The organism is Kribbella sp. VKM Ac-2566 (genome assembly GCF_004366005.1).
GTDB classification, from domain to species: Bacteria; Actinomycetota; Actinomycetes; order Propionibacteriales; family Kribbellaceae; genus Kribbella; species Kribbella pratensis.
Genome location: NZ_SODT01000011.1, coordinates 445,655 through 470,496 on the forward strand (window position 1 = coordinate 445,655; position 24,842 = coordinate 470,496).

Consider the following 24,842-nt stretch of genomic DNA (forward strand, 5'->3'; position numbering starts at 1 on the left):
CCCAGCGCCTCTCATCTCAGAAATCGATTTCCGCAGATTAGGCAGTGAGGTCGGGTGGTGTCAACGGCTGCGCGCCGGTCGAAACCCTTGTGTACACGCGGGAATTGCGCAGGCGGCTGACATCATCACGACGTCGCCCCTTGACCGTCCCGATCGGCGCTCGTAGATTTTGCGAGAAATCGATTGCCCTTCTCACTTGGCAAGGGGGTGCCTGATGGGTCCGCGCCTACTGCGGGGCACTCGGCCCGGCACCAAACCTTGAAGGGATCGCTCATGAAGCGTGGGGCCTTGCTCGCTGTCCTGCCGCTGGTCTTCGGAACGGCGACACTCCTGACCCAATCCTCGAATCCCCAGGAGGCCGCCACCGTGAACGCGATCGGCACCGCCCAGGTGGAGTCCAAGGGCATGCCCAGCCAGAGCGACGGCGACCTGTGGCCGTCGTGCTGGGCCGGTAACGACAAGCTGTACGCCGCGAACGGCGACGGCAAGGGGTTCAGCCTCGACGGCGATTTCGCCGACATCGCGGTCAGCGAGATCACCGGTACGCCGGGAAACTTGTCCGGGGCAACGATCTCTCGAGGAGACCAGGTCGGATCGATCTGGAGCGGCGCCGGGTACAACCGGAAGCCGACGGGGATGGTGTGCGTCGGCGACACGCTGTATCTCGCCGTCCAGGACCTCGCGCTCGACTTCAACGACGTACCGGCGGCGACGATCCTCAGGTCGACCGACCACGGGCGGACGTGGACGTGGGACAAGTCGAAGCCGATGTTCTCGGACCACGTGTTCACGACGATCTGGTTCGCGGACTTCGGCAAGGGCGGCGCCGCGGCGCCCGACGGCTATGTGTACGCCTACGGGCTGGACGGGAACTGGCGGGACTCGTTCGACGACACGGTCCCCGATCCGCAGTCGGTGTTCCTGGCGCGGGTGCCCAAGCGTGACGTGCAGGACAGGAGCGCGTGGAAGTTCTACACCGGGTCCGGGTGGTCGGCGAAGATCGCCGATCGCAAGCCGGTGCTCGACGACCAGCGGCGGTTGTACGCGCAGACGTACGGGACGAACACGTCCAACCTCAGCGTGATCAGTCAGGGTGGCGTGACCTATCTGCCGCAGCAGAAGCGGTACGTGTACACGTCGTGGACGGAGTACACCTTCGAGTTCTACGAGTCGCCGACGCCGTGGGGGCCGTGGAAGCACTTCCTGTCCAAGGACTTCGGCGGGTATCCGTGGTCGACCTCGAAGTACGGCGGGTACGGCGTGACGATCCCGTCGAAGTTCGTGCAGCCGGACGGCAAGACGATGTACCTGCAGGCGAACGTGTGCCCGTGCGGTGGAGGCGGGATCGGTACGTCGGTCTACAACTTCAACCTGCGCAAGCTCGTGCTCACTCCGTCCGTTGACACGCCGGCGTCGAACCTCCCGGGATCGGACAACCTCGCTGCTGCTTCGACTGGTGCGGTGGCGATCTCGAAGTCGACGCAGTCGGGCAGTCTCGCGTTGCTGAACGACGGCTCTCGCACCGGGAGCGAATCCGACTTCGACGATGAGGTCAAGGGAGCATCGTGGTGGGGATACGAGTGGCCTGCGCGGCACAAGGTGAACAACGTGGAGTTCACGTCCGGCGCGGTGTCGGCCGAGGGCGGGTACTTCACGGGGCGGCCGCGGGTCCAGGTACGCCAGAACGGGCAGTGGGTCGAGGTCGGATCGCAGACCGTGTCGCCGACGTACCCGGGCGACGCGTCGGCCGGTGCGAACACGACGTACACGATCACCTTCCCGGTGCAGGAGACGGACGGGGTCCGGGTGATCGGTCTGCCCGGCGGGACGCGTTCGTACTCGACCGTTTCCGAGGTTGCTGTTCGGTACGTGTCGCAACTCGCCGACGGCGGATTCGAGGGCACCGGCAGCGGCAAGCCGGCATGGCTCTTCGAAGGTACGGCGGCCAACGGCGTCGACCGCGGCCTCGGCTTCGCACACTCCGGAGCCAACAACGGGTGGATCCGCTGCACGTGTACGGGCTGGAGCGCGCTCTACCAGAACGTCCCTGTTGTCCCCGGTACGACGTACACCTTCGGCTCCTGGATCAACGCATCAGCGAACCTCCCCGCCGGCCAGGGCCGCTTCGGCGTCCGCACCGGCACGACCGACCTCGCGACCACCACCTTCGGCGCGGGCACCGGCTACGTCCACCACGAGGTCACGGTGAAAGTCCCTGCAGGCGTCCACGAACTAACCGTCTACGCCGGCTTCAACGCCCCCAACAAAGACACCTGGATCCAAGTAGACGACTTCACCGTCAACTAACCCCCTTTCCGGAAAGAAGTCGCCACCCACAGGCAATTTCTTTCCGGAAAGCCAACCCCCACCTGAGTGCTGCAGGTGCCGTTCTACGGCCAGGGGAGGAGGGGTGGTGTTGGGCCGTTGATTGGGCCGGGGGTTGGGCGGCCGGCGTACCAGGCGGTGAGGTCGGTGAAGGTTCCTTCGAGGGTGATGTCTGTGCCGGTGCCGTTGTCCCAGGTGAGGGTGGGGGACTTGAGGATGAGGTGGGTGTTGTCGGGGGTGCGGGCTCGGAGGAAGTCGAGTAGGTGGAGGCAGAAGTCGTCGGACCAGGTGCTGGCGGTGATGCCGAGGTCGAGGTCTGTGGTGTGGATGGTGAGCTCCCGCCACGTCGCCTGCAGGCCCGCGGAGAGGTTGCTGTTGCGGTGCAGGATCGGGAGCGGCCAGTCGGTGGGGCTCACCTTGTCCCAGGAGGCGAGCAACGTGGTGATGGCCTGCGTCAGGTGGGACCGGAGTTCGGCGGCGGGGCGGTCGGCGCCGGCCTCGATCGCGGCATCGCGCGCCGGGCGCCCACCGTCGTACACCTCGACGAGCCGACCCTGCAGCGCTTCGTCGACCTGACGCGTCATCGCCTCGGAGAAGTTCGCGATGTGGGTGATCACATGACCGCGCGACCACCCGGGCAGGGCGGAGCCGGCGCGTGCGGTGGCGTCGTCGAGGTCTGCCGTTACGGCGAGCAGCTGGTCGGCGATCGCACGTACTTCGTTCAGGGGCACAGGAGCTCCTTCATTCACATGCCATCAATCGAATGTCCCATTAGTATCATCCCATGACCACGCTCGCCTTCGCTTTGGCTGCCACCGTCAAGCACGACGGACACGGCGGCATCGCGGACCTGCTCTCCACCCCGGAGGAGGCAGCCGCCTGGCTGACCGATCACGAGCAGTTGGTCGCGCAGGTGTTGGGGGCCGAGTCCGGCTTGGGGAGGTTTGTGCACCCGAATCGGACAGAAACCCTCCCCAATCTGCGGGAGGAGCTGGTGCGGATTCGGGGTGCGGTGCGGGCGTTGTTTGCTCGGGCGGTTGCGCCGGGGGAACCCAGTAAGGCGGATGTTTCGCGGTTGATGAGCGTTGAGGATGCGCTGCGGATGGTGAATCGGGCGGCGGATCGGCTCGGTACGACGCACCTCGAGTGGGCGGAGGAGCCGAGCGTGCGCTGGATGTACCGGAGCGAGGATCCGGTCGCGGTGCTGGTCGGTGCGGTCGGGCGGTCGGCGATCGACTTCCTGGTGAGCCCGGACCGCGCGCGGCTGCGCGCCTGCCCGGCGGCGCGGTGTGTGAAGTACTTCCTGCAGGACGACCCGCGGCAGACGTGGTGCTCGCCGGCCTGCGGGAATCGCGAGCGGGTGAACCGCCACTACCGGAAACGGACCTCCGGATAATCTGTGCGGTATGAGCGTCGCGCGGTTCAAGGACCTGTGTGTGGACGTGGCGAGCCCGAGCGAGATGGCTGCCTTCTGGGGGCGGACGATCGGGCTGACCGCGCCGGCCGACACCCCGAACGTGCTGGTCGGCGACGTCCCGGAGAAGACCATCTGGATGTGCAAGGTCCCGGAGCCGAAGACGGTGAAGAACCGCGTGCACCTCGACGTGATCACCGGTGACATCGCGGACCTCGAGCGCTCCGGCGCGACCGTCCTGTCGCCGGAGACCGAGGCGCAGCAGTGGACAGTCATGGCGGACCTCGAGGGCGGTGAGTTCTGCGGGTTCGTGCGCGAGACGATTCCGGCATACCGATTGATGGAACTGGTCGTCGACTCGGCCGACCCGGAGGCGCAGGCCCGGTGGTGGGCGGGCGTGGTCGGCGGCGAGTTCTCGAGCCGTCCCGGCCGGCCGTACTACTGGCTCGAGAACGTGCCGGGTCTGCCGTTCAGGTACTGGGTCTTCAACCCGGTCCCGGAGCCGAAGACGGTCAAGAACCGCGTGCACTGGGACGTGATCGCACCGGCCCTGCAGCCGATCCTCGACGCGGGTGCGACACTTCTGCGGCCCAAGGACGACGAGATCGGCTGGCACGTCTGCGCCGACCCCGAAGGCAACGAATTCTGCGTCTTTCTGCCACCGGAGGCCCCATGACCAAGCTCGACCTGACCGTATCCGGGCCGGATCTGACCGAGGCGTTGGTGAACATCTCCTCGGTCAGTGGGACGGAGGAGAAGCTCGCGGACATGGTCGAGGCGGCGCTCTCGGCGTACCCGCATCTCAAGGTCTTCCGGCACGGCAACACCGTCGTCGCCCGCACTGATCTGGGCCGCGCCGAGCGGGTCGTCCTCGCCGGTCACCTCGACACCGTGCCGCTCAACGACAACCTCCCGGCCCGCCGCGCCGACGGTCTGATCCACGGGCTCGGCGCGTGCGACATGAAGGGCGGCGTCGCGGTCGGACTGCGGCTCGCCGCGACTCTCGCCGAACCGAACCGGGACGTCACGTACGTGTTCTACGACTGCGAGGAGATCGAGGCCGAGCGGAACGGTCTGTTCAAGCTGACCCGCTCCAACCCGGAGCTGCTCGAGGGCGTGTTCGCGGTCGTGATGGAGCCGTCGAACGCGGTCGTCGAGGCCGGCTGCCAGGGCACGATGCGGATCGAGGTCACCACCCGCGGAGAGCGGGCGCATTCGGCCCGATCCTGGATGGGCAGCAACGCGATCCACGCTGCGGGCGGGGTGCTCGCGCGACTGGCGGCGTACGAGCCACGCCGGGTGCCGATCGACGGGCTCGAGTACCGCGAGGGGCTGAACGCGGTCGCGATCACGGGCGGTGTCGCGGGCAACGTCGTACCGGATCTGTGCACTGTGACCATCAACTACCGCTTCGCGCCGAACCGGTCCGAGGAGGAGGCTGAGGCGCACCTGCGTGAGGTCTTCGAGGGGTACGACGTGACTGTGACGGACTCTGCTCCGGGCGGGCTCCCGGGGCTCGAGCGACCGGCCGCGGCGGCGTTCCTGCAGGTGGTGGGCGGGGAGCCGCAGCCGAAGTTCGGGTGGACGGACGTCGCGCGGTTCACGCTGCTCGGCGTACCGGCGGTGAACTACGGGCCGGGGGACCCGCTGTACGCGCACAAGCAGGACGAGTTCGTACCCGAGGCCGAGATCGAGCTGTGTGAACAGCGGCTGAGGAGTTGGTTGACAGACCGCGCGTAGCCCGGCCCGATTACCGCTCAGGCAATAACCTGGAGGTATGTCAGAACCATCGATCCACCCCGACCGTCCGGTCGGCCAGCAGCAGCGCGGGCCGGTCACGATGCGGCGCAACCAGGTGCAGCAGTCCACATCCGAGCAGCGGCTGCTGGACAGCCGCGGGCCGTCGGACTGGGTGCACACCGACCCGTGGCGGGTGCTGCGGATCCAGTCGGAGTTCATCGAGGGCTTCGGCATGCTGGCGGAGCTGGGCGCGGCGATCAGTGTGTTCGGGTCGGCGCGGACCAAGGTGGACGACCCGATGTACGCCGCCGCGGAGGAGTTCGGGCGGAAGCTGGTCGAGGCCGGGTACGCCGTGATCACCGGCGGCGGGCCGGGCGTGATGGAGGCCGCGAACAAGGGGGCGTCCGAGGCCGGCGGGGTGTCGGTCGGGCTCGGTATCGAGCTGCCCTTCGAGAACGGCCTGAACGAGTGGGTCGACATCGGGATGAACTTCCGGTACTTCTTCACCCGGAAGACGATGTTCGTGAAGTACGCCCAGGGGTTCGTGGTGATGCCGGGCGGGTTCGGGACGCTGGACGAGATGTTCGAGGCGCTCACGCTGGCGCAGACCCGGAAGGTCACGTCGTTCCCGGTCGTGCTGTTCGGTACGTCGTACTGGGGCGGGCTGGTCGACTGGCTGCGTACGACGATGCTCGAGGACGGGAAGATCTCGGCCGCCGACCTGGAGATGTTCGTCGTCACGGACGACGTCGACGAGGCGATCAGCTACATCGTCAAGTCCGGCGAACTCGCCGACGAGGCCGCCGAGGAAGCCGCCGCCGAGGCCGCCCGAGAGGTCGACTCGACGAACACTCCGGCCTCCCGAACCCACCGCCTCGGCTCCGACGGAAGCTGAAATCTCCGGGGGTTTTCGCGGTTGACTCGTCCGGCATGGCACGATCGGTCCCGTGATGTGGTTCTTCGGGCTGATCGTGGTGCTGTTGATCGGGGCTGTCGCGGTAGTGGCCTCGGGTCGTTGGGGTGCCATGAGTACGGCGTACGACGACCGGCCCGACATGACCGTGCCGGCGCGGCAGGCGCTCACGTCGACCGATATCGAGTCGGCGCGGTTCGCGGTCGGGGTGCGCGGCTACCGGATGGACGAGGTCGACACGCTGCTCGAACGGGTCGCGAAGGAGGTCGCCGAGCGCGACCGCCGGATCGCCGACCTGGAGCGTGCTGTCGCGCCGATCGTCGAGGCGCCGGACGGGCACGGGTTCAGCTCCCGTCCGTACGACCCGGCCGAGTTCGAGGACACCGGCACACAGCCACCGATCCTGGTCGGCGGGCCCGACCCCGTCACCCGGCCCAAGTCGGCAGACGAGCCCACCGACCCGACCGGCGCAGAGGACACCGCCGGGCCCAGCGATCCGCCGGAGTCCGCCGGAGCCGCGGGAGTCGCAGGAGCTGCGGGAGTTGCAGGAGCCGCAGGAGCTGGGGGAGCTGCGGGAGCCGCCGGATCCGCGCACGCCGCTGAGTCCGCAGGGGTCGTCGGGTCGGCGGGACCTGCCGGGGTGGTCGGGTCTGCCGGGGGAGTTGAGTCTTTGCGGTCTGATGGTGCTGCGGAGTCGCTCGCGGCGGCCGAGGCGTCGGAGGCTGCGGACAGTGCGTCGTCTGTCGTGCCCGTGGATTCGGGTGCTTCCTCGTCGGGTGGCGAGGAGGACGACGAGCATGAGACGACTGAGCTGCCGCGGGCGGTCCAGGCAGCAGCAGAGGAGTACGAGCGCCTGCAGGCCGAGGCCCGCGCCGTACTCGAAGCTCAGTCCCAGCCCGTGACCCCGCGCCGCAAGCCCGCCCCGCATCAGCAAACCCCCGCTCAGCAGCCCCCCGCTCAGGAGCCCCAACAGGACGCAGCTCCCGCAGAAGCTTCCGTAGAGCCGCCTGCCACGCACTGGACACAGCAGCCGCCGCAGGAGGCCCAGGAGCAGACCCAGCCGCAGGGGCCGGAGCAGACTCAGCCGCAGAGGCCGGAGCAGGCTCAGCCGCAGACCCAGGAGCAGGCTCGGCCCGAGACGCCGCAGGCGGAAGGTAATGGGGCTGCCGGGGACGACGGGAACGAGGAGGGGTGGCGGTTCTGGCCGCCTGCGGATCAGCAGGGTGAAGGGGCGTACCAGCGCCCCAGCTGATGGACGCGACGAGGAGCTGTCACGCGGAGGCGTCGGTCGAGTTGCGGCTGGCGCCTGAGGTCGCCTGGGACGTGGCGATGGACTGGGAGCGCCAGTCCCGCTGGATGCTGTTCACCCGCGTCTGGGGAACCGAGAACGGCGGCGTCGGCGTCGGTGGGGGAGTCGCGGCGCGGACTTCTGTCGGTGGCGTCGGGTTCACTGACGACATGGTCATCACACACTGGGATCCACCGCGCGAGTGCACGGTGAAGCATCTCGGCAAGCTCGTCCGCGGCACCGGGACGTTCGCCATCGAGCCGACAGTGCTCAGCGACCGCGGGACATCGGTCCCGGGCAGCACGTTCACCTGGTCCGAGGACGTCGTACCGCCGCTCGGTCGACTGGGTGCGTTCGCCTGGCCGGTGGTGCGCCCGGCGTTCGAAGCGATGATGCGGATCTCACTCAAGCGGCTCGTCAAGGAGGCCGACGCATGACGGTCGTCGGACCGGACGGGCAGCCGCGCTGCGGATGGGCGACGTCCGCACCGGAGTACGTCGAATATCACGACACCGAGTGGGGCAAGGAGATCCGCAACGATGTCGCGCTGTTCGAGCGCCTGACCCTCGAGGGGTTCCAGTCGGGCCTGTCGTGGATCACGATCCTGCGCAAACGGGAGAACTTCCGCGCCGCGTTCGCGCACTTCGATCCGGAGACGATCGCGAAGTACGACGACGCCGACTTCGAGCGCCTGATGGCCGATCCGGGCATCGTCCGTAACCGGTTGAAGATCAACGCGACGATCTCCAACGCCCGCGCGCTGCTCGACCTGGCCGAAGGCGAGTTCACCGACCTGCTCTGGTCTTTCCGGCCGGCGAAGCACACGGCCCCGAAGACGCCGGCCGACGTACCGGCCACGACGCCGGAGTCCGTGGCGATGTCGAAGGCCTTGAAGAAGAAGGGTTTCGTCTTCGTCGGACCCACCACGGCGTACGCCTTGATGCAGGCCACAGGCATCGTGAACGACCACTTGAAGACCTGTATAGCCCGGTAATCCGCGTGCACGTGCAGAAGCCTTTTGCAGATGCAAAAGGAACTTTGGCGGAAACAAAAGACAAACGGCTGAACGAGTTGTGCTTCGGGCACTGAACGTGATGAGGTGTTCAGCGGGCTCCCCGACTGTCAGGTGGTTGTCCGGCCGTGACTCGCCCGGCCGGAACGCGGTCGTGGAGCCCACCAAACGTTCTACGGATGCTGGTTCACACCGTCCGTGGTGAAGGTTGTCCGGAACACGTCGGTTCCGGTCAGACCGGAAAGTTGGGTGCCGGCGGAGGTGGTGGTGAGGTACAGATTCGCTTCGGCGTAAGCATCTGCCGCGTCGTCGTCCGCCGTACCGAACTGTCGCGTCCAGCTGCGCGCGTGGTCGGGCGAGTACTTCGTCAGTACGCCGTCGAACTTGCCCAGTGGGGTCGCCAACGATCCGTCCGTGAAGCCGCCGACGTACAGCGCACCGCCCGCATCAACCGCGACCACGGCGCCCTTGTCGTTGCCGGTCGTGCCGAACTGGTCCCGCCACGTCAGTACGCCGTCCGCGTCGGCACGAGCGACCAGGATGTCCTTGTCGCCGATCAACCTGCCCGCAAAATCGCCTGCCGTGTAGCCGGTCAGACAGACACCTCCCGCCGGATCCGGTGCGACGCCCCACACCTCGTCGGACGCAGCGGTGCCGAACTGTTTCGTCCACACCGGATCGCCGTCGGCCGAGTAGCGCGCGAGGAAACCGTCGATGCCGCCGGCCGACGTACCGAGTTCGCCGGCCGTCATCCCGGCGAGATAGACCGCGCCGCCGGAGACCGCGACGGACATGCCCTTGTCCTCGCCCGCGCTGCCGGTCTGCCGCAACCACACCTGCTTCCCGTTGGCATCGAGCCGCGCAACGAACACGTCCTTGTCGCCCTGATTCGCTCCGCCCAGAGCGCCCTTCGTATAGCCGCCGACGTACACCGCGGTCCCGTCGACCGCCGGCGAGTAGCTCCGATCCGCCACCCCCGGTACGCCGAACTGCGTGAGCCAGCGGCGATTCCCGTCGGCGTCGTACTGCGCCGCGAACGCATCGTCCGTGGCGTTCCCCGCATGCGCGCCGTCCAGATCCCCGTTCGTGTAACCGGTCACCACGACCCGCCCGTCCGAGTCCACAGCAACGCCGTACGCGCGTTCCGTCCCGGCGGTCCCCAGCGATCGTGTCCACTCGCGTGACCCGTCGGCGCGGTACTTGATCAGCGCGACATCCGTGCCCCCGGCGTACGGCTGCTCGTCCAGCGCGCCCGCCGCGGCGACCGCCTGGAAAACGTTGCCTGAGGCATCTGTTGCGATCCCGCCGGCACGGTCCTCGCCCGCCGTACCGGTGATCGCGGCCTGCATCGGTGTGGCGGGCGGCTTCCCGAGGTACTGGAAGATGTACTTCGCGCCCTCGGCGAACGTCGGCCCCCAGACGTCCCAGTCGTGCCCGCCGTCGACGACCCGGAACTCCGAGGTGAGGGTCGGCACCCGCGCCGCCTGGTTGAACACCACGTGCGTCTCGAAGTCGAGGTCGTGCGTGGCATCGATCGGCTTCGGGTTCTTGTACTCGTCGTCGCCGACCGCGAGGAACAGATGCGACTGCAGCCCGGTCGCCGCGAACGAGTTCAGCGTGACCGGCCAGTTCAGCTTCAGGTACGTCGACTCGACGAACGGGTCCTTGCCCTTGCCGAAGGCACCGAAATCGCGGGTGCTCGAATCGCTCGGCGGCAACGGGAAGTACACGGCCGGGCTGAGGGCGATCGCCGCGCCGAAGATCTCCGGGTGCGCCAGCGAGTAGCGGAGCGCGCCGGCGCCGCCCATCGAGTAGCCGGCGATCGCCCGGCCGGTGCGGTCCGCGATCGTGCGGTACGTCGCGTCGATCTGCGGCACGAGATCCTTGAAGAACGCGGTCTCGACCGGTCGTCCCGGATCGGTGCCTTGGTACGCCGAGTCGACGTACCAGCTGGCGCGGCTGCTCCACGGCGCGTCCGGCATGATCGCGATCGTCGGCGGGATCTCGCCGCCGCCGATCAGCTCGTCCAGGCGGCTCTTGACCTGCGTCCACGCGCTCATCGAGTCGCCGCGCCCGTGCAGCAGGTAGATGACCGGGTAGCGCCGGTCCGATGTGTCGTACCCGGCGGGCAGGTAGACGTTGTAGTTGATGTCCTCACCGAGCGTCGCGGACCGCACGGCGGCCGGCTTGACGACACCCGGCTCGGCGGTCGGCGCGGCAGTGGATCCGGGGACGACGAGACTCCCGACGAGCGTGGCAGCGGTCAGGACAGGCAGCAGCAGTTTCCTCACACGTCAGGTTGTAATCGCTTACGTAAACGATTACAAGAGCTGGCGGAGAGGGTGCATCCAGGGGCGCGGGGCGGTTAGCGGCCGGTGAAGGTGGGTTTTTGTTTGGCTACGAAGGAGGCGACTGCGTTGTGGTGGTCCTCGGTGGAGCCGGTGAGTTGCATCTTGCCGGCCTCGAAGACCAGGGCTTCGGCGAGGGTGTGGCTTGCCGAGTAACCGAGGGACTGGCGGACGGCGCCGTACGCGACGGTGGGGCCGGCTGCGAGTTTGGCGGCCAGCTCAGCGGCCGCGGTCTGCAGGTCCGCGGCGGGGACGACCGAGGTGGCCAGGCCGAGGTCGAGGGATTCGGCAGCGGGCACGGTGCGGGGGAAGTAGAGCAGTTCGAGTGCCTTCGCGTGGCCGATCAAGCGGGGGAGGGTCCACGAGATTCCGGTGTCGCAGGACAGTGCGATGCCGGTGAAGGCGAGGTTGAAGCCCGCGGTGTCGGCCACGATCCGGAAGTCGCACGCGAACGCCATCGACGCGCCGGCCCCGGCCGCCACGCCGTTCACCGCCGCGATCACCGGCTTCGGCATCTCCGCGAGCGCGAGCGCGATCGGCGCGAAGTGGTCCGGCACCGTGCTCCACAGCGCAGCCTGATCGTTTGCCTGCAGCAACCCGATGTGCTCCTTCAGGTCCTGCCCGACGCAGAACGCCCGGCCGGTCCCGGTCAGAACGACGACCCGCACGTCCGGATCGTCGGCAGCGGCCCGGACCGTGTCACGGAGCAGCACCTTGGTCGGCGTGTCGAGCGCGTTCATCGCGTCCGGCCGATTGAGCGTGATGGTCGCGACACCCTCCGCACCTACGGCGTACGTGACTGCATGGTGGGCGGGATCACTCATCGTGGTCAACTCCTTGACTGTCAGTGAGATTTTCAGTGCTGTGTCAGGCAGTCGTCGACGAAACGCCCGGCCGCGGGGCCCAATCGTTCCGCATGGAAATCGAAGAACGCGGCCGCCTTCGTGCCCGACCAGTCGGCCGGCAGCAGCTCGTCCGGAAGCCCCGGATCCCGGAACAGGAACTTGCGCCACTCGTGCACCAGTTCCGACCGTACGGCGAACGCCTGCTCGTCGCTCGTCTCCGTGCCGGCGGCGTCCACGAGGGCCTTCGCCTCGATCAGCCAGGCGTCGTACGACGCGCCGAGCTCGTCGAGTTTCCAGACCCGCCGGGCGAACTCGACCGCACCGGCGTCGATCGGGGCCCGGAACCGGTCCGCGGCGATGCCCTCCACGCCGAGGATCTGGTCCACCTCGGCGTCGTTGCGCAGTCCGACCCAGGCGCCGTCGGACAGCGGAGCCCAACCCAGAAAGGAAAGTTGGCTCGCCAACTGCTCGCGGCGACGGGCGTTCGGGACCTCGCGGAGAATGCCCAGGTGCCAGTGCCGGTCCCAGTCGCCCGGCCCTTCGGAACCGGTCGCCACCGGGGTGCCGTCCGGCGCGGTCCGGTAGATCCGGGCGGCGGCGTCGTCGAGCCGGCGACGCGCCCGGGACGTCAGCGCATATCCGGGCTGGCCGTCGATCCGGGCAGGCTCCAGCCAGCCCTGCCGGACCATGCGGGACACGGCGGTCCGCACCGCTGGCGGGTGGACCCCGAGCGGTGCGAGCAGCCGGACGAGAGCCGCGACCGGAGCCTGCGCACCTCGCGCGCGCAGGTGGTCGCCGTACAGGTCGAAGAGGGCTGAACGGGCGTGCACAAGACTCGAGTCTGCCGTATGGTGCACGGCTCTGGCCTGTGATCGGGAATAATGGGGGCTGACACACACCGATACACACTGCGATACGCGCCGACGGCGCATCACCGCAACGGCGCCGGCGACGGTCCCCCGCGCGGTGTCGTCGCTCAACACCGACACTGGGAAGGGGTGCGCGCATGGCGGCGATGAAGCCGCGGACGGGCGATGGTCCGCTCGAGGTCACCAAGGAGGGCCGCGGGATCGTGATGCGGGTTCCGCTCGAGGGCGGCGGTCGGCTCGTCGTCGAGCTCAACGCCGACGAAGCGACCGAGCTCGGCAACGCACTGAAGGCCGTCGTCGGCTGATCACATCCTCCGGGGGTGTCAGCTCGCCCCCTGCCTACATCATTCCGACCCCGGTGGGTGCCTCTTTGCGGCACCGGCCGGGGTCGTTACGGTTGTGCAGCTTCTATCTGATCAAACAGTGAGGTTCGACCCAGTGGCTCGCCGCAGCAGTGCGTCTCCTTTTCCCAGTCTTCCGGTTGTCGCGTGGCAGCCGGGTCTGCCGGTGCACGGATCGTCGACGTGGGTTGTCGCCGTCGGCGAGGAGAACGGTTTGCCGGCCGCCGCGAAGGAGGCCGGCGGGCGGCTCGGCGTCGACCTCGACCGGCTGCTCGAGGTGCAGCGCGCGACCGGGTTCACCCCGTCCGCCGGTGCGACCGCGGCGTACCCGTTGCTGACCGGTGAGGTGACCGAGATCCTGCTGGTCGGGGCCGGTGCGGGGAGCGCCAAGGAGCTGCGACACGCCGGTGCGGCGATCGCGCGATTCGGGCGCGGCAAGGACGAGCTCACCACTGTCGTTGCCGAGGGCATCGATGACGCGGCGCTGCAGGCGTTCGCCGAGGGCGTCGTGCTCGGCTCGTTCTCGTACACACAGAAGACGGTCGACGCGGGCAAGCCTGCCGTCGGCACCGTCACGCTGACCGATGGAACGGCGGACACCCGGCAGCCGGTGATCGACCGCGGTGTCGTGATCGGGCGCACCGGCTGGCTGGCGCGACAGCTCGCGATTGTCCCGTCGAACGAGAAGGACCCGTCCTGGCTGGCCGCGCGGGCGACCGAGGTGGCCGCCGCGACCGGTCTCGAGGTGACGGTCTGGGACGAGCAGAAGCTCGCCGCGGACGGGTTCGGCGGCATCCTCGCGGTCGGCCAGGGCTCGACCCGCCCGCCGCGGCTGATCCGGCTCGACTACGTGCCGAAGGGCGCGACGAAGAAGACGCCGTACGTCGTGCTTGTCGGCAAGGGCATCACCTACGACACCGGCGGCCTGTCGCTGAAGCCGCGCGACGGCATGGTGTCGATGAAGCGCGACATGACCGGCGGCGGCTCGGTGATCGCCACGATGTCGGCGCTGCGTGACCTCGGCACCAACGTCCGCGTGACCGGCCTGGTGTGCGCCGCGGAGAACATGCCGTCCGGTACGGCGTACCGCCCGGACGACGTGATCCGGCACTTCGGCGGCCGCACCACCGAGGTGAAGAACACCGACGCCGAGGGCCGCCTGGTGCTCGCCGACGGGCTCGCGTACGCCGTGCAGGAGCTGAAGCCCGACGTACTCGTCGACATCGCCACGCTGACCGGCGCGATCAAGGTGTCGCTCGGCGCGATGCTGTACGGCGGGATGTTCGCGACCGACGACGCACTGGCGGACAACCTCGTGGACGCCGGCCGGGTGTCCGGCGAGGAACTGTGGCGGATGCCGCTGCCGGCCGAGTACGAGGACCTGATCTCGACGCCGATCGCCGACTCGGTGAACAGCTCGAAGGGCCCGGGCTCGATCACCGCAGCCCTGTTCCTGAAGGCGTTCACCGGCGACGTTCCCTGGGCGCACCTCGACCTGTCGTCCATCGCGGAGTCCCCGGCCGACCGCTTCGAGTACTCCGCCGGCGCAACCGGCGCCGGCGCCCGCCTGCTCAGCACCTGGCTCGCCTCCGACACCCCGACGTCCGGAATCTTGTAGCAACTAACGGAACTGCGTGCAGAGGAAGTTGATGATTCGGTCGCGGGCCGGCTTGGCTTGGGGTACTAGGCCGGGGAGGCTGATGAAGGCGTGGCCGGCCTTGGGGTACTCGCTCACCTGGACGGCAGTGCCTGCGGCTCGGAGTTGATCGGCGTACAACCGGCCGTGGTCTGCGACCGGGTCGAGGACCGGGATCACCACCAGCGCGGGAGGCAGCCCGGCCAAGTCGGCGTACCGCGGTGACAGTGCTCGCGCGTCGGTTCCTTCCGGTACGGCGAGTTGCCGGAAGAACTCGATTCCGGCGCGGGTGAGTGTCGGCGTGTCGGCGTACTGGGTCGCGGACTCGTAGTCGAGCGCGGTTGAGGTCACGTCGACGCACGGGTTGATGAGCACCTGGGCCCGTAGCGACAGGCCCGTGTCGCGGGCTCGTAGTGCGGACAGAGCTGCCACCATCGAGCCCGCGCTCTCGCCGGCGAGTGCCACCCGGGACGGGTCGATCCCCCATTCGTTGGCGTGCTGGAAGACATACCGTAGGACGTCCCAACCGTCGTCGACGATCGCCGCGAGCGGGGTCTCGTGGTTCATCAGCCGGTGCTCGACGGACACGACCACAGCCGATGCCCGTGCGGCGATGTGGCTGTTGATCCAGTCGCACTGCACAGCTGTCCCGGTGTAGCCGCCGCCGTGCACGTGAAGTACCAGCGGAAGGTTGCGCGCTCTTGCGTGCTTCGGCCGGTGAACCCGGACGCGGAGCGTACGGTCCGCGAGCGGGACCTGTTGCCAGTCGATCGTGACGCCTGCGTGCGGACGGCCGGTGATGAGGCGGGCGAGGCGGGAGTTGACGATGCGGCTCTGGGTCTCGCCGAACTTCACGAGGTCCGCAGGCGACATCGTCTGGTAGTCGGGCTCCTTGCGCAGGGAGTACACCAACCGGATGCCGAGCGGAGGCCGGTGCGGGGTGGCGGGGGTGGTGGTGGCGGTCTTGAGCATCGGGCATCGTCCTGACGTTGCGGGTTTCGCTACGACTAGTATCGATACCGACGGTAGCATAACTCGCTATGCTGTGCCGATGGCTTCCCCGTCGCGGCCGCCCGGCCGGCCCCGTTCCAGCGTCGACGCGGAGGTGTTCGCGGCGACGCTGCGGACGGTGCACGAGCTCGGATACACGCGGGCCACGGTCGACCGGATCGCCGCGGCGGCCGGGATCGCGAAGACGACGATCTACCGGCGCTGGCCGTCCAAGGGCGCGCTTGTCACCGCCTGCCTGGTGGATGCCTTCGGCCCCCTCCCGTTGGCAGGCCGTGATCGCGAGGAGGACCTGGCCGCCGCGGTCCGATTCGGCGCGCGGCGGATCGCGGAGCCTGGGGTCGCGGCGGCGTTCGCCGGGGTGTTCACCGACGCGATCGGCGATCCCGGCCTGCGCGAGATCCTTTCCACGCAGCTCCAGGACCCGTACCGCCAGGTGCTCACCGAGGTGCTCGGTCTGTCCGAGCAGCGGGTACTGTTCTTCATCGACGTCGTCATCGGCACCCTGCTGCACCGGATGGGTATGACGGGCGAACCGATGGTCGAGTCCGACGTCGACGCCCTCATCCAGATGCTCCAGCGCGAACTCCGCTAGCTCTCCGGAACATTTATTTGCGCCAGGCGGCAGAAAGTTCCGGAGAGCGGGGATCAGGCGCCGATCGTGTCGAGTTCGGTGATGGCGTCGGCGGGGAGGACGAGGTCTCGCGCGGCGACGTTCTCGCGGAGGTGGGCCAGGGACGACGTGCCGGGGATGACGACGCTGGTTGCGGAGCGCTGGAGGAGCCAGGCGAGGGCGACCTGCTGTGGGGTGGCGTCCAGACGGGCGGCGACCTTCGCCAGCGTCTCGGACTGCAGCGGGGTGAATCCGCCGAGCGGGAAGAACGACGCGAACGCGATGTTGTGTTCCGCGGCGTACTCGACCACGTCGTCGTCATCGCGGTTCACCAGGTTGTACAGGTTCTGGATGGTCACGATCGGCGCGATCGCCTGCGCCTCGCGGATCTGCGGGATCGTCACGCTGCTCAGGCCGAGGTGCTTGATCAGGCCCTGCTGCTGGAGCTCGGCCAGCGTGGTGAACGACTCCGCGATCGACTCCTCGCTGTGGCCTTCGTGCGCCATGCTGCGGAGGTTGACCACGTCGAGTACGTCGAGGCCGAGGTGATCGAGGTTGTCGTGGACCTGGGCTCGCAGCGCGTCCGGTGAGAGGTCCGGGATCCACGAGGAGTCGTCGCCGCGCCGGGCGCCGACCTTGGTGACCAGGACCAGGTCCTCCGGGTACGGGTGCAGCGCCTCCTTGATGATCTCGTTGACCACGGTCGGTCCGTAGAAGTCGCTGGTGTCGATGTGGGTGACGCCGAGTGCGACGGCTTCCCGCAGTACGGCGATCGCCTGGTCGCGGTCCTTGGGCGGTCCGAAGACGCCGGGGCCGGCGAGTTGCATCGCGCCGTACCCCATCCGGGTGATGGTCAGGTCCTCGGCGAGGGTGATGGTTGAGTTCGTCATGTCTCCACTGTTCGTCGGCGCGCGCGGAACAGGGAGTGCCTCGCTGTTCCTGGGAGTGACAGGACCCAGGCTGCGGCGGCGTACCCGGTCTACCGTGGGAGGCGATTGCCGGTCTGGCTACCCGAGCAGGCTGTTGTACAGCTCGACGGTGCGTTGGGCGACGGCGTCCCAGCCGAACTCGGAGACCGCGCGGCGCCGCCCGGCCTTACCCATCGCGTCAGCTCGCGAAGGATCGTCGACCAGCGCGTTGATCCCGTCCGCGAGACCACGCTCGAAGGCGTCCGGGTCGCTCTCGTCGTACGGGACCAGGGTGCCGGTCACGCCGTCGTCGACGACCTCGGGGATACCGCCGACCGCACTCGCGACGACCGCGGTCTCACAGGCCATCGCCTCCAGGTTGACGATGCCGAGCGGCTCGTAGATCGACGGGCAGCAGAACGCCAGCGCGTGCGTCAGCACCTGCCGGACATCTTCCCGCGGCAGCATCTCGGAGACCACGAACACACCGTCGCGGGCCAGTTTCAGGTCGTTGATCAGCACGTCGGTCTCGGCCTTCAGTTCGACCGTGTCGGCGGCACCGGCCAGCAGCACGAGCTGCACGGACGGGTCCAGACGCAGCCCCGCCCGGAGCAGGTGCGGCACGCCCTTCTGCCGGGTGATCCGGCCGACGAACGTCACGTACGGACGGTTCAGGTCGACGCCGAGCCGCTCGAGCACGTGCGTCGACGGATCCGGCCGGTAGAAGTCCGCGTCGATCCCGTTCGAGATCACGTGCACCTTGGCCGGGTCGATCGACGGATAGCAGTCGAGGACGTCGGTCCGCATCCCGCGGCTCACCGCGACGACCGCATCGGCCGCCTCGTACGCCGTCCGCTCGGCCCAGCTCGACAGCCGGTACCCACCGCCCAGTTGCTCGGCCTTCCACGGCCGGCGCGGCTCCAGCGAGTGCGCGGTCACCACATGCGGTACGTCGTACAGCAGCTTGGCCCAATGCCCCGCCATGTTCGCGTACCAGGTGTGCGAGTGCACCAGGTCCGCCGCCCCGACGGCCGCGGTCATGGTCAGGTCGGTGGAGAGGATGCGCAGCGCCGCGTTCGCGTTCGGGATCCGCGGGTCGTCCTCGGAATGCGCGGTCGCGCCTTTCCGGGGCTCGCCCATGCACTGTACGTCGACGTCGATCAGCCGGCGCAGTTCGCGGACCAGGAAGTCCACGTGCACCCCCGCCCCGCCGTACACGTCCGGAGGAAACTCACGCGTCAGGATGGCGACCTTCATAAGCTCCGACCCTAGGTCATCAGGACACGTGTGTCGGCACCCAGAAGCGCAGCTTTCCGTGTCGTTCGTCTTCCAGTTCGCCACCAGCTGCCTCGATCGCCTTGCGCGACGCGGTGTTGTCCACGTCGCAGGTGACGAGTGCGGGCTCGATGCCGAGTGCGCCGGCGATCGGGAGCGACTGGGTGAGCATCTGGGTCGCGTACCCGCGCCGCCGGGCCGACGGGCGGACGCAGTACCCGATGTGCCCGCCGACCTCGGTGAGCGCCGGCGTCAGGTCGTGGCGGATCGAGAGCCGGCCGAGGAACTCGACGCCGTCCACGAACCACAGCACGGTCTGGTGCACGAGACCGGCCGCCAGTTCGGTCTCCGGCTCGGCCTCCGCCCTGATCGCGTCGACCAGGCGGGCGAACTCGGCGGGATCCGCGGCCTGCGCGCGGGTCCACTCCTCCTCGGCGCCGGCGATCGACCGCGCACCCATCCACCGCTCATGATCCGGACCGAGCTCGTCCCAGGCCGCGAGAAACGATCGGTGAACGGCAGTGGTCGGTACGACGAGGATCGGCATCCTTCCAGTGTTGCGACGCGCGCAAACGCTTATGTCCGCGGGTCGTCGGAGCTAAGGTGCGGACATGGCAAAGGCGCCCAGAGTTCTCGGAATCGTGCTGGCCGGTGGCGAGGGGAAGCGGTTGATGCCGCTGACGGCGGACCGGGCCAAACCGGCCGTGCCGTTCGGCGGCAGTTATCGCCTGATCGACTTCGTGCTGTCCAACCTGGTCAACGCCGGCATCCGGAACCTGTTCGTGCTGACGCAGTACAAGTCGCACTCACTGGACCGGCACGTGACGGTGACCTGGCGAATGTCCACCCTGCTCGGCAACTTCGTCAGTTGTGTGCCCGCCCAGCAGCGGCTCGGCCCGCAGTGGTACCAGGGCAGCGCGGACGCGATCTACCAGTCGATGAACCTGATCGACGACTTCCAGCCCGACATCATCGTGGTCTTCGGCGCCGACCACGTGTACCGGATGGACGCGTCGCAGATGGTCGCCGCGCACATCGAGCGCGGCAACGGCGTGACGGTGGCCGGTATCCGGGTACCGCGGGTCGAGGCGAGCGAGTTCGGCGTGATCAAGACCGCCGCGAACGGGCACACGATCGAGGAGTTCCTGGAGAAGCCGGCCGACCCGCCGGGACTGCCGGACTCGCCGGACGAGACGTTCGCGTCGATGGGCAACTACGTGTTCAGCCGGGACGTACTGGTCGAGGCGCTGCGCAAGGACGCCGCCGACCCGGCCTCGCGGCACGACATGGGCGGCGACATCGTCCCGATGCTCGTTGCCGAGGGCAAGGCGGGCGTCTACGACTTCAAGGACAACGACGTACCGGGCGCCCTCGACCGGGACCGCTCGTACTGGCGGGACGTCGGGTCGCTGGACTCGTACCACGAGGCGCACATGGACCTGGTGTCGATCCAGCCGGTGTTCAACCTCTACAACAACGACTGGCCGATCTTCACCTCGCACCCGCAACTGCCCGGGGCGAAGTTCACCGACGACGCGACGGTCGGCGAGTCGATCGTCTGCCAGGGCTCGATCGTGTCCGGCGCGCACGTCGACCACTCGGTGCTCGGGTCGAACGTGATCGTCAGCGCCGGCGCGGACATCCGGTACTCCGTGATCATGGACAACTGCAAGATCGGCAAGGACGTCGTACTGAAGAACGTGATCCTGGACAAGAACATCGTGATCCCGGACGGTACCGAGATCGGCGTCGACCAGGACTACGACCGGGAGCGCGGGTTCACGGTGTCCAAGGGCGGCGTGACGGTGCTCGGCAAGGGGCAGGTGATCGAGGCGCCGAAGGCCGCCGCCGACGAGGTTGCCGAGGCGTGACCCCTTCCGAGACGGGGGCACTGGAACTCGATGCCGCGGACCCAGGGCACCGGGAGCTGTTCGACGTACCGCCCGCGCAGGGAGGCGACTACCCGGAGGTCGCGTACTTCGCCGGGAACTCGCTCGGCCTGCGCCCGAAGGCGACCCGCTCGGAGCTGCTCGAGGACCTGGACTCGTGGGCAGCGCTCGGGGTCGAAGGGCATCTGGACGCTGCCCGGCCCTGGTTGCCGTACCACGAGCTGCTGACCGGTCCGGCGGCGCGGCTCGTCGGAGCGTTGCCGAGCGAGACGGTCGTGATGAACACGCTCACCGTCAACCTGCACCTGCTGATGGTGTCGTTCTACCGTCCGACACGGTCCCGGCACCGGATCGTCATCGAGGACTCGGCGTTCCCCTCGGACAGTTACGCCGTACGGTCGCAGGTCGCGTTCCACGGGTACGACGCGGAGGACGCGGTGATCCGGCTACGTCCGCGACCGGGGGAGCACAGTCTGCGTACGGCGGATGTCGTCGAGCAGCTCGGTGGCGACGTGGCGCTCGTGCTGCTGGGTGGCGTGAACTACCTGACCGGTGAGCTGATGGACATTCCCACGATCACGAAGGCCGGTCATGCGGCCGGGTCGATCGTCGGGTGGGACCTCGCGCACGCGGCCGGGAACGTGCCGCTCGCGTTGCACGACTGGGACGTGGACTTCGCCGCGTGGTGCTCGTACAAGTACCTGAACTCCGGGCCGGGCGCGATCGCCGGTGCCTTCGTGCACGAGCGGCATCTCGGTGCGGACCTGCCGCGGTTCGAGGGCTGGTGGAGCACCGACGCGAAGACGCGGTTCGAGATGACACCGGAGTCCCGGCCGCCGGCGACCGCGGACGCGTGGCAGGTGTCGAACCCGCCGATCTTCTCAATGAGCCCGGTGCGGACATCGCTGGAGATCTTCGACAAGATCGGCATCGAGGTACTACGGGAGCGGAGTGTGCGGTTGACGGCGTACCTGGAGAAACTGCTCGCCGGGACGGCGGAGATCATCACACCGGCCGATCCGGCCCGACGTGGTGCCCAGTTGTCCGTGCGGGTGCGTGGAGCCGGTGAGCTGTCGCGGCAGCTTCGGTTCGAGTACGGCGTGATCGCGGACTCGCGGGAGCCCGACGTCCTGCGGTTCGCGCCGGTGCCGTTGTACTCGACGTACCACGACTGCTGGCGGGCCGGAACGGCGTTGGCCGAGGTGATGGCATGAAGGTCGCGATCGTCGGTGCAGGGCTGACCGGTTCGCTGCTTGCGTGCTTCCTCGCGCGCCGTGGCCTGACCGTGACGCTGTACGAGCGGCGCCCGGATCCTCGGGTCTCGCAGGAGGAACGCGGCCGGTCGATCAACCTTGCGATCTCCGAGCGCGGCCTGGACGCCTTGCGGCGGATCGGCCTGGTCGACGAGGTGATGGCAGACGCGTTGCCGATGAAGGGCCGGATGATCCATCCGGTGTCGGGGCCGCTGGACTTCCAGGCGTACTCGGCGTCCGGGGACCGGGCGATCAACTCGATCAGCCGGGGCGCGCTGAACAACGCATTGCTGTCGGCGGCGTCGGCTGCTCCGGGCGTGTCGGTGGAGTTCGAGCACCGTTTGGTGGAGCTGGACTCGGCTGCCGGTCAGATGGTGTTCGCGACGCCGTCCGGGAAGGTTTCGGTCGCGGCGGACGTGGTGCTGGGCGCCGACGGCGCCGGATCCGCGGTGCGCGAGCAATTGCTTGCCGAGGGCATCGTCGCGGAGGACGTGGACTTCCTCGACTACGGGTACAAGGAGTTGTCGATCCCGGCGGCGTCCGGTGAGTTCGCGCTGGATCCCGGCGCGCTGCACATCTGGCCGCGTGGTACGTCGATGATGATCGCGCTGCCGAACCCCGACCGCTCGTTCACCTGCACGCTGTTCTGGCCGGCCGGGTCGTTCGACGCGCTCACGTCGACGACCGCCATCGAGGAGCACTTCCGCGTGAACTATCCGGATCTGTTGCCGTTGGCGCCGGACCTGGTCGACGACTATCTCAACAACCCGGTCGGCGTCCTCGGGACGGTGCACACGCTGCCGTGGCAGGCCCATGGACGTACGGCGTTGCTCGGCGACGCGGCGCACGCGATCGTGCCGTTCTACGGGCAAGGCGCGAACTGTGCCTTCGAGGACGTCGTCGAGCTGGATCGCTGCCTGGACGACACGGGCGGCTCGTGGGCGCGCGCACTGCCGCTGTTCGAGACCCGACGGCGCGAGAACACCGAGGCGATCGCCGAGATGGCCCTCGCGAACTTCGTCGAGATGCGCGACAAGGTCGCCTCCCCGGTCTTCCGCCTCCAGAAACGCGTCGAGCATCTCCTGGAACGGCTCCTCCCCGGCACGTACGTCTCCCGCTATGAGCTCGTGTCGTTCTCAACCACGCCGTACGCCGAAGTTCAGCGCCGAGTGCACCGCCAGCACCAGCTGCTCGGCGCTGCGGCGGTTGCGTCGGCCGGGGTCCTGCTCGGACTTGTTCGGAGGCGACGACGGTGAGCCTGTGGTCGCCTTCGCTGTTGACCGGGCAGCCCACCTCCGTGGGGTTGCTGCGGCATTTCGTCGGCGGAACGTTTGTGGAGAGTGCTTCGCGGTTCGCGAAGATCTCGCCGGTGACGGGACAGCAGATCTTCGATGTCTGTGAGGCGGACGAGTCGACTGTGGACGCGGCGGTTGCCGCGGCTCGGCGGGCGCTGAGTGGTCCGTGGGGGCGGATGAGCGAACAGGAGCGGGCCGTCGTACTGCGGCGGGTCGCGGACGGGCTGGAGCGGCGGTTCGAGGATCTGGTGGCGGCGGAGGTCGGTGACACCGGGAAGTCGATCAGCCAGGCGCGCACGCTGGACATCCCGCGCGGTGCGGCCAACTTCCGTGCGTTCGCGGATTTCGCGACGACGGTGCCGACCGAGTCGTACACGACCGTGCTCCCGGACGGGCGCCGGGCGTTGAACTACGCCATGCGGAAACCGGTCGGTGTGGTGGCGATCGTCGTACCGTGGAATCTTCCACTGCTGCTGCTCACGTGGAAGGTCGCGCCGGCGCTTGCCTGCGGCAACGCGGTGGTGGTGAAGCCGTCCGAGGAGACGCCGTCGTCGGCGACCGTCCTCGCCGAGGTGATGGCCGAGGCCGGCGTACCTGATGGCGTCTTCAACCTGGTGCACGGGTTCGGGCCGTCGTCGGCGGGGGAGTACCTCACTCGGCATCCGGGCGTGGACGCGATCACGTTCACCGGCGAGTCCGCGACCGGTACGGCGATCGCGAAGGTGGCCGCGGACCGGGTCAAGGCGGTGTCCTTCGAGCTCGGCGGGAAGAACGCGGGGCTGATCTTCGCCGACTGCGATCTCGACGCCGCAGTGGAGGGGTCGGTCCGGTCGGTCTTCACGAACGGCGGGCAGGTCTGCTTGTGCACGGAACGTCTGTACGTCGAACGCCCGATCTTCGAGCAGTTCACCGAACGCCTGGCAGGTCGAGCCGACGAACTCACCTACGGCTGGCCGGCCGACGAGGCCACAATGAACATGCCGCTCATCTCGAAACAGCACCGCGACAAGGTCATGTCGTACTACGACCTCGCGCGGGCTGAAGGCGCCGACGTACTGGCAGGTGGCGGTGTACCGACGTTCGGTGACGCCCGCGACGGCGGTTGCTACATACAACCAACAGTTGTCACCGGCCTGCCCGCGGATGCTCGGACGAACCGCGAGGAGATCTTCGGTCCGATCTGCCACATCGCCCCCTTCGACACCGAGGAAGAGGCCTACGCCCTCGCCAACTCCTCCGACTACGGGCTGGCGGCCACCGTCTGGACCCGCGACGTCGGCCGGGCGCATCGGGCCGGTGCAGCGCTTGATGTGGGGTTGTGCTGGATCAACACCTGGTTCCTCCGCGATCTCCGCACGCCCTTCGGCGGGGTGAAGTTGTCGGGCGTCGGTCGCGAGGGTGGACGCCATTCAGTGGACTTCTATACCGAAACCACGAACGTCTGCGTGGAGCTCACATGACGGTTGTGCCCGGGAAGGCGACGCCGCGGGGGCGGTTTCCGCATGTGAAGGTTTCTGGTGGGTTCGCGTTCGTTTCGGGGACGTCGAGCCGGCGGCCGGACAACTCGATCGCGGGCGCCTCGGTGGATGCGATGGGCACTGTCGAGCTGGACATCCGGTTGCAGACGCGGGCGGTGCTGGAGAACATCCGGGACGTGCTCGGGGCGGTGGGGGCCGGGTTGGAGGACCTCGTCAGCGTGACGACGTACCTGGTGTCGATGAACGACTTCGGGGGGTACAACGAGGTGTACGGCGAATTCTTCGACGAGTCGGGTCCGGCGCGCACGACCGTCGCAGTACATCAGCTGCCGCATCCCCAGCTGCTGATCGAGATCCAGGCTGTTGCGGCGATCCCGCAACATTGAGGGAGG

24 protein-coding genes are annotated in these 24,842 nt (G+C 68.3%); 16 read left to right on the forward strand and 8 right to left on the reverse strand.

The features are described 5' to 3' along the window. Window positions 1-273: 273 nt before the first annotated feature. Window positions 274-2,307: a DUF4185 domain-containing protein gene (locus tag EV647_RS24900; RefSeq protein ID WP_134006816.1), complete on the forward strand. Its 2,034-nt coding sequence runs from the start codon at window positions 274-276 to the stop codon at window positions 2,305-2,307. An 83-nt stretch (window positions 2,308-2,390) separates the two neighbouring features. Here EV647_RS24900 and EV647_RS24905 read toward each other — a convergent pair whose 3' ends face one another. Further along, a complete protein-coding gene (locus EV647_RS24905; RefSeq protein WP_134006818.1) occupies window positions 2,391-3,056 on the reverse strand; it encodes a maleylpyruvate isomerase family mycothiol-dependent enzyme in 666 nt (221 codons plus the stop codon). Between the two features lie 53 nt (window positions 3,057-3,109). Here EV647_RS24905 and EV647_RS24910 point away from each other — a divergent pair, with 53 nt between their 5' ends. Genes EV647_RS24910 through EV647_RS24940 form a run of 7 tightly spaced genes read left to right on the forward strand, consistent with a single transcriptional unit; the run spans window position 3,110 to window position 8,674 of the window. Beyond that, complete coding sequence (locus EV647_RS24910; protein WP_134006820.1) at window positions 3,110-3,721, forward strand: ABATE domain-containing protein; 612 nt, start codon at window positions 3,110-3,112, stop codon at window positions 3,719-3,721. A 10-nt stretch (window positions 3,722-3,731) separates the two neighbouring features. Further along, complete coding sequence (locus EV647_RS24915; protein WP_134006822.1) at window positions 3,732-4,415, forward strand: VOC family protein; 684 nt, start codon at window positions 3,732-3,734, stop codon at window positions 4,413-4,415. Next, window positions 4,412-5,479: a succinyl-diaminopimelate desuccinylase gene (dapE, locus tag EV647_RS24920; RefSeq protein WP_134006824.1), complete on the forward strand. Its 1,068-nt coding sequence runs from the start codon at window positions 4,412-4,414 to the stop codon at window positions 5,477-5,479. The genes EV647_RS24915 and dapE overlap by 4 nt, the downstream gene beginning before the upstream one ends. A 37-nt stretch (window positions 5,480-5,516) precedes the next feature. Beyond that, window positions 5,517-6,374, forward strand: coding sequence for a TIGR00730 family Rossman fold protein (locus tag EV647_RS24925; RefSeq protein ID WP_134006826.1), 858 nt, complete (start codon window positions 5,517-5,519; stop codon window positions 6,372-6,374). 55 nt (window positions 6,375-6,429) lie between these two features. Further along, window positions 6,430-7,644 carry a DivIVA domain-containing protein gene (locus EV647_RS24930; RefSeq protein WP_238177408.1) on the forward strand — a complete coding sequence of 405 codons (1,215 nt, stop codon included), beginning with the start codon at window positions 6,430-6,432 and terminating at the stop codon, window positions 7,642-7,644. Continuing rightward, the gene (locus tag EV647_RS24935; RefSeq protein ID WP_134006830.1) at window positions 7,644-8,117 is read left to right on the forward strand and encodes an SRPBCC family protein; all 474 of its coding nucleotides are present in this window, start codon (window positions 7,644-7,646) and stop codon (window positions 8,115-8,117) included. The genes EV647_RS24930 and EV647_RS24935 overlap by 1 nt, the downstream gene beginning before the upstream one ends. Next, window positions 8,114-8,674 (forward strand): DNA-3-methyladenine glycosylase I, encoded by a 561-nt coding sequence (locus EV647_RS24940; protein ID WP_134006832.1) that lies wholly within the window; start codon window positions 8,114-8,116, stop codon window positions 8,672-8,674. The genes EV647_RS24935 and EV647_RS24940 overlap by 4 nt, the downstream gene beginning before the upstream one ends. Window positions 8,675-8,865: 191 nt before the next feature. Here EV647_RS24940 and EV647_RS24945 read toward each other — a convergent pair whose 3' ends face one another. The 3 genes from EV647_RS24945 to EV647_RS24955 all read right to left on the reverse strand — a co-directional run bounded on the left by EV647_RS24945 (window position 8,866) and on the right by EV647_RS24955 (window position 12,715). Further along, window positions 8,866-10,983, reverse strand: a complete 2,118-nt coding sequence (locus EV647_RS24945; protein WP_134006834.1) for an alpha/beta hydrolase-fold protein — start codon at window positions 10,981-10,983, stop codon at window positions 8,866-8,868. Window positions 10,984-11,057: 74 nt separating this feature from the next. Next, entirely contained in the window at window positions 11,058-11,864 is an 807-nt protein-coding gene (locus EV647_RS24950; RefSeq protein ID WP_134006836.1) for an enoyl-CoA hydratase/isomerase family protein, read from the reverse strand. A 32-nt stretch (window positions 11,865-11,896) separates the two neighbouring features. Continuing rightward, complete coding sequence (locus EV647_RS24955; protein WP_134006838.1) at window positions 11,897-12,715, reverse strand: PaaX family transcriptional regulator C-terminal domain-containing protein; 819 nt, start codon at window positions 12,713-12,715, stop codon at window positions 11,897-11,899. Window positions 12,716-12,891: 176 nt separating this feature from the next. On the opposite strand from EV647_RS24955, the gene EV647_RS24960 reads away from it, so the two are divergent. Together EV647_RS24960 and EV647_RS24965 are read left to right on the forward strand one after the other, a co-directional pair. After that, window positions 12,892-13,059 (forward strand): DUF3117 domain-containing protein, encoded by a 168-nt coding sequence (locus tag EV647_RS24960; protein ID WP_012923066.1) that lies wholly within the window; start codon window positions 12,892-12,894, stop codon window positions 13,057-13,059. 202 nt (window positions 13,060-13,261) lie between these two features. Further along, the gene (locus EV647_RS24965) at window positions 13,262-14,713 is read left to right on the forward strand and encodes a M17 family metallopeptidase (RefSeq protein WP_238177376.1); all 1,452 of its coding nucleotides are present in this window, start codon (window positions 13,262-13,264) and stop codon (window positions 14,711-14,713) included. 3 nt (window positions 14,714-14,716) lie between these two features. On the opposite strand, the gene EV647_RS24970 is transcribed toward EV647_RS24965, so the two are convergent. Further along, complete coding sequence (locus tag EV647_RS24970; protein WP_134006840.1) at window positions 14,717-15,703, reverse strand: alpha/beta hydrolase; 987 nt, start codon at window positions 15,701-15,703, stop codon at window positions 14,717-14,719. A gap of 79 nt (window positions 15,704-15,782) precedes the next feature. Between EV647_RS24970 and EV647_RS24975 the strand changes: the two genes are divergently transcribed. Continuing rightward, window positions 15,783-16,334, forward strand: coding sequence for a TetR/AcrR family transcriptional regulator (locus EV647_RS24975; RefSeq protein WP_134006842.1), 552 nt, complete (start codon window positions 15,783-15,785; stop codon window positions 16,332-16,334). 53 nt (window positions 16,335-16,387) lie between these two features. On the opposite strand, the gene EV647_RS24980 is transcribed toward EV647_RS24975, so the two are convergent. From EV647_RS24980 to EV647_RS24990, 3 genes are all read right to left on the reverse strand, one after another. Continuing rightward, window positions 16,388-17,242: an oxidoreductase gene (locus tag EV647_RS24980; RefSeq protein WP_134006844.1), complete on the reverse strand. Its 855-nt coding sequence runs from the start codon at window positions 17,240-17,242 to the stop codon at window positions 16,388-16,390. Between the two features lie 117 nt (window positions 17,243-17,359). After that, entirely contained in the window at window positions 17,360-18,517 is a 1,158-nt protein-coding gene (glgA, locus tag EV647_RS24985; RefSeq protein ID WP_134006846.1) for a glycogen synthase, read from the reverse strand. A 19-nt stretch (window positions 18,518-18,536) separates the two neighbouring features. After that, window positions 18,537-19,082 carry a GNAT family N-acetyltransferase gene (locus EV647_RS24990; RefSeq protein WP_134006848.1) on the reverse strand — a complete coding sequence of 182 codons (546 nt, stop codon included), beginning with the start codon at window positions 19,080-19,082 and terminating at the stop codon, window positions 18,537-18,539. 64 nt (window positions 19,083-19,146) lie between these two features. Here EV647_RS24990 and glgC point away from each other — a divergent pair, with 64 nt between their 5' ends. Genes glgC through EV647_RS25015 form a run of 5 tightly spaced genes read left to right on the forward strand, consistent with a single transcriptional unit; the run spans window position 19,147 to window position 24,836 of the window. After that, a complete protein-coding gene (glgC, locus tag EV647_RS24995; RefSeq protein ID WP_134006850.1) occupies window positions 19,147-20,406 on the forward strand; it encodes a glucose-1-phosphate adenylyltransferase in 1,260 nt (419 codons plus the stop codon). Beyond that, entirely contained in the window at window positions 20,403-21,638 is a 1,236-nt protein-coding gene (gene kynU / locus EV647_RS25000) for a kynureninase (RefSeq protein ID WP_134006852.1), read from the forward strand. The genes glgC and kynU overlap by 4 nt, the downstream gene beginning before the upstream one ends. Beyond that, window positions 21,635-22,933 (forward strand): NAD(P)/FAD-dependent oxidoreductase, encoded by a 1,299-nt coding sequence (locus tag EV647_RS25005; RefSeq protein WP_134006855.1) that lies wholly within the window; start codon window positions 21,635-21,637, stop codon window positions 22,931-22,933. The genes kynU and EV647_RS25005 overlap by 4 nt, the downstream gene beginning before the upstream one ends. Beyond that, window positions 22,930-24,432 carry a 2-hydroxymuconic semialdehyde dehydrogenase gene (locus tag EV647_RS25010; protein WP_134006857.1) on the forward strand — a complete coding sequence of 501 codons (1,503 nt, stop codon included), beginning with the start codon at window positions 22,930-22,932 and terminating at the stop codon, window positions 24,430-24,432. Before EV647_RS25005 ends, EV647_RS25010 begins: the two co-directional genes overlap by 4 nt. Next, on the forward strand, window positions 24,429-24,836 hold the full coding sequence (locus EV647_RS25015; RefSeq protein ID WP_134006859.1) for a RidA family protein: 408 nt from the start codon (window positions 24,429-24,431) through the stop codon (window positions 24,834-24,836). Before EV647_RS25010 ends, EV647_RS25015 begins: the two co-directional genes overlap by 4 nt. The last annotated feature ends 6 nt before the right edge of the window (window positions 24,837-24,842 follow it).

Bases quoted from the DNA above. Each gene is read 5' to 3' on its own strand.
- EV647_RS25015 (WP_134006859.1), top strand. From the start codon at position 24,429: ATGACGGTTGTGCCCGGGAAGGCGACGCCGCGGGGGCGGTTTCCGCAT.
- EV647_RS24930 (WP_238177408.1), top strand. From the start codon at position 6,430: ATGTGGTTCTTCGGGCTGATCGTGGTGCTGTTGATCGGGGCTGTCGCG.
- EV647_RS24940 (WP_134006832.1), top strand. From the start codon at position 8,114: ATGACGGTCGTCGGACCGGACGGGCAGCCGCGCTGCGGATGGGCGACG.
- glgC (WP_134006850.1), top strand. From the start codon at position 19,147: ATGGCAAAGGCGCCCAGAGTTCTCGGAATCGTGCTGGCCGGTGGCGAG.
- EV647_RS24915 (WP_134006822.1), top strand. From the start codon at position 3,732: ATGAGCGTCGCGCGGTTCAAGGACCTGTGTGTGGACGTGGCGAGCCCG.
- EV647_RS24970 (WP_134006840.1), bottom strand. From the start codon at position 15,703: ATGCTCAAGACCGCCACCACCACCCCCGCCACCCCGCACCGGCCTCCG.
- EV647_RS24960 (WP_012923066.1), top strand. From the start codon at position 12,892: ATGGCGGCGATGAAGCCGCGGACGGGCGATGGTCCGCTCGAGGTCACC.
- EV647_RS24925 (WP_134006826.1), top strand. From the start codon at position 5,517: ATGTCAGAACCATCGATCCACCCCGACCGTCCGGTCGGCCAGCAGCAG.
- glgA (WP_134006846.1), bottom strand. From the start codon at position 18,517: ATGAAGGTCGCCATCCTGACGCGTGAGTTTCCTCCGGACGTGTACGGC.
- EV647_RS24990 (WP_134006848.1), bottom strand. From the start codon at position 19,082: ATGCCGATCCTCGTCGTACCGACCACTGCCGTTCACCGATCGTTTCTC.
- EV647_RS24910 (WP_134006820.1), top strand. From the start codon at position 3,110: ATGACCACGCTCGCCTTCGCTTTGGCTGCCACCGTCAAGCACGACGGA.
- dapE (WP_134006824.1), top strand. From the start codon at position 4,412: ATGACCAAGCTCGACCTGACCGTATCCGGGCCGGATCTGACCGAGGCG.
- EV647_RS24935 (WP_134006830.1), top strand. From the start codon at position 7,644: ATGGACGCGACGAGGAGCTGTCACGCGGAGGCGTCGGTCGAGTTGCGG.
- EV647_RS25005 (WP_134006855.1), top strand. From the start codon at position 21,635: ATGAAGGTCGCGATCGTCGGTGCAGGGCTGACCGGTTCGCTGCTTGCG.
- EV647_RS24980 (WP_134006844.1), bottom strand. From the start codon at position 17,242: ATGACGAACTCAACCATCACCCTCGCCGAGGACCTGACCATCACCCGG.
- EV647_RS24900 (WP_134006816.1), top strand. From the start codon at position 274: ATGAAGCGTGGGGCCTTGCTCGCTGTCCTGCCGCTGGTCTTCGGAACG.
- EV647_RS24975 (WP_134006842.1), top strand. From the start codon at position 15,783: ATGGCTTCCCCGTCGCGGCCGCCCGGCCGGCCCCGTTCCAGCGTCGAC.
- EV647_RS24950 (WP_134006836.1), bottom strand. From the start codon at position 11,864: ATGAGTGATCCCGCCCACCATGCAGTCACGTACGCCGTAGGTGCGGAG.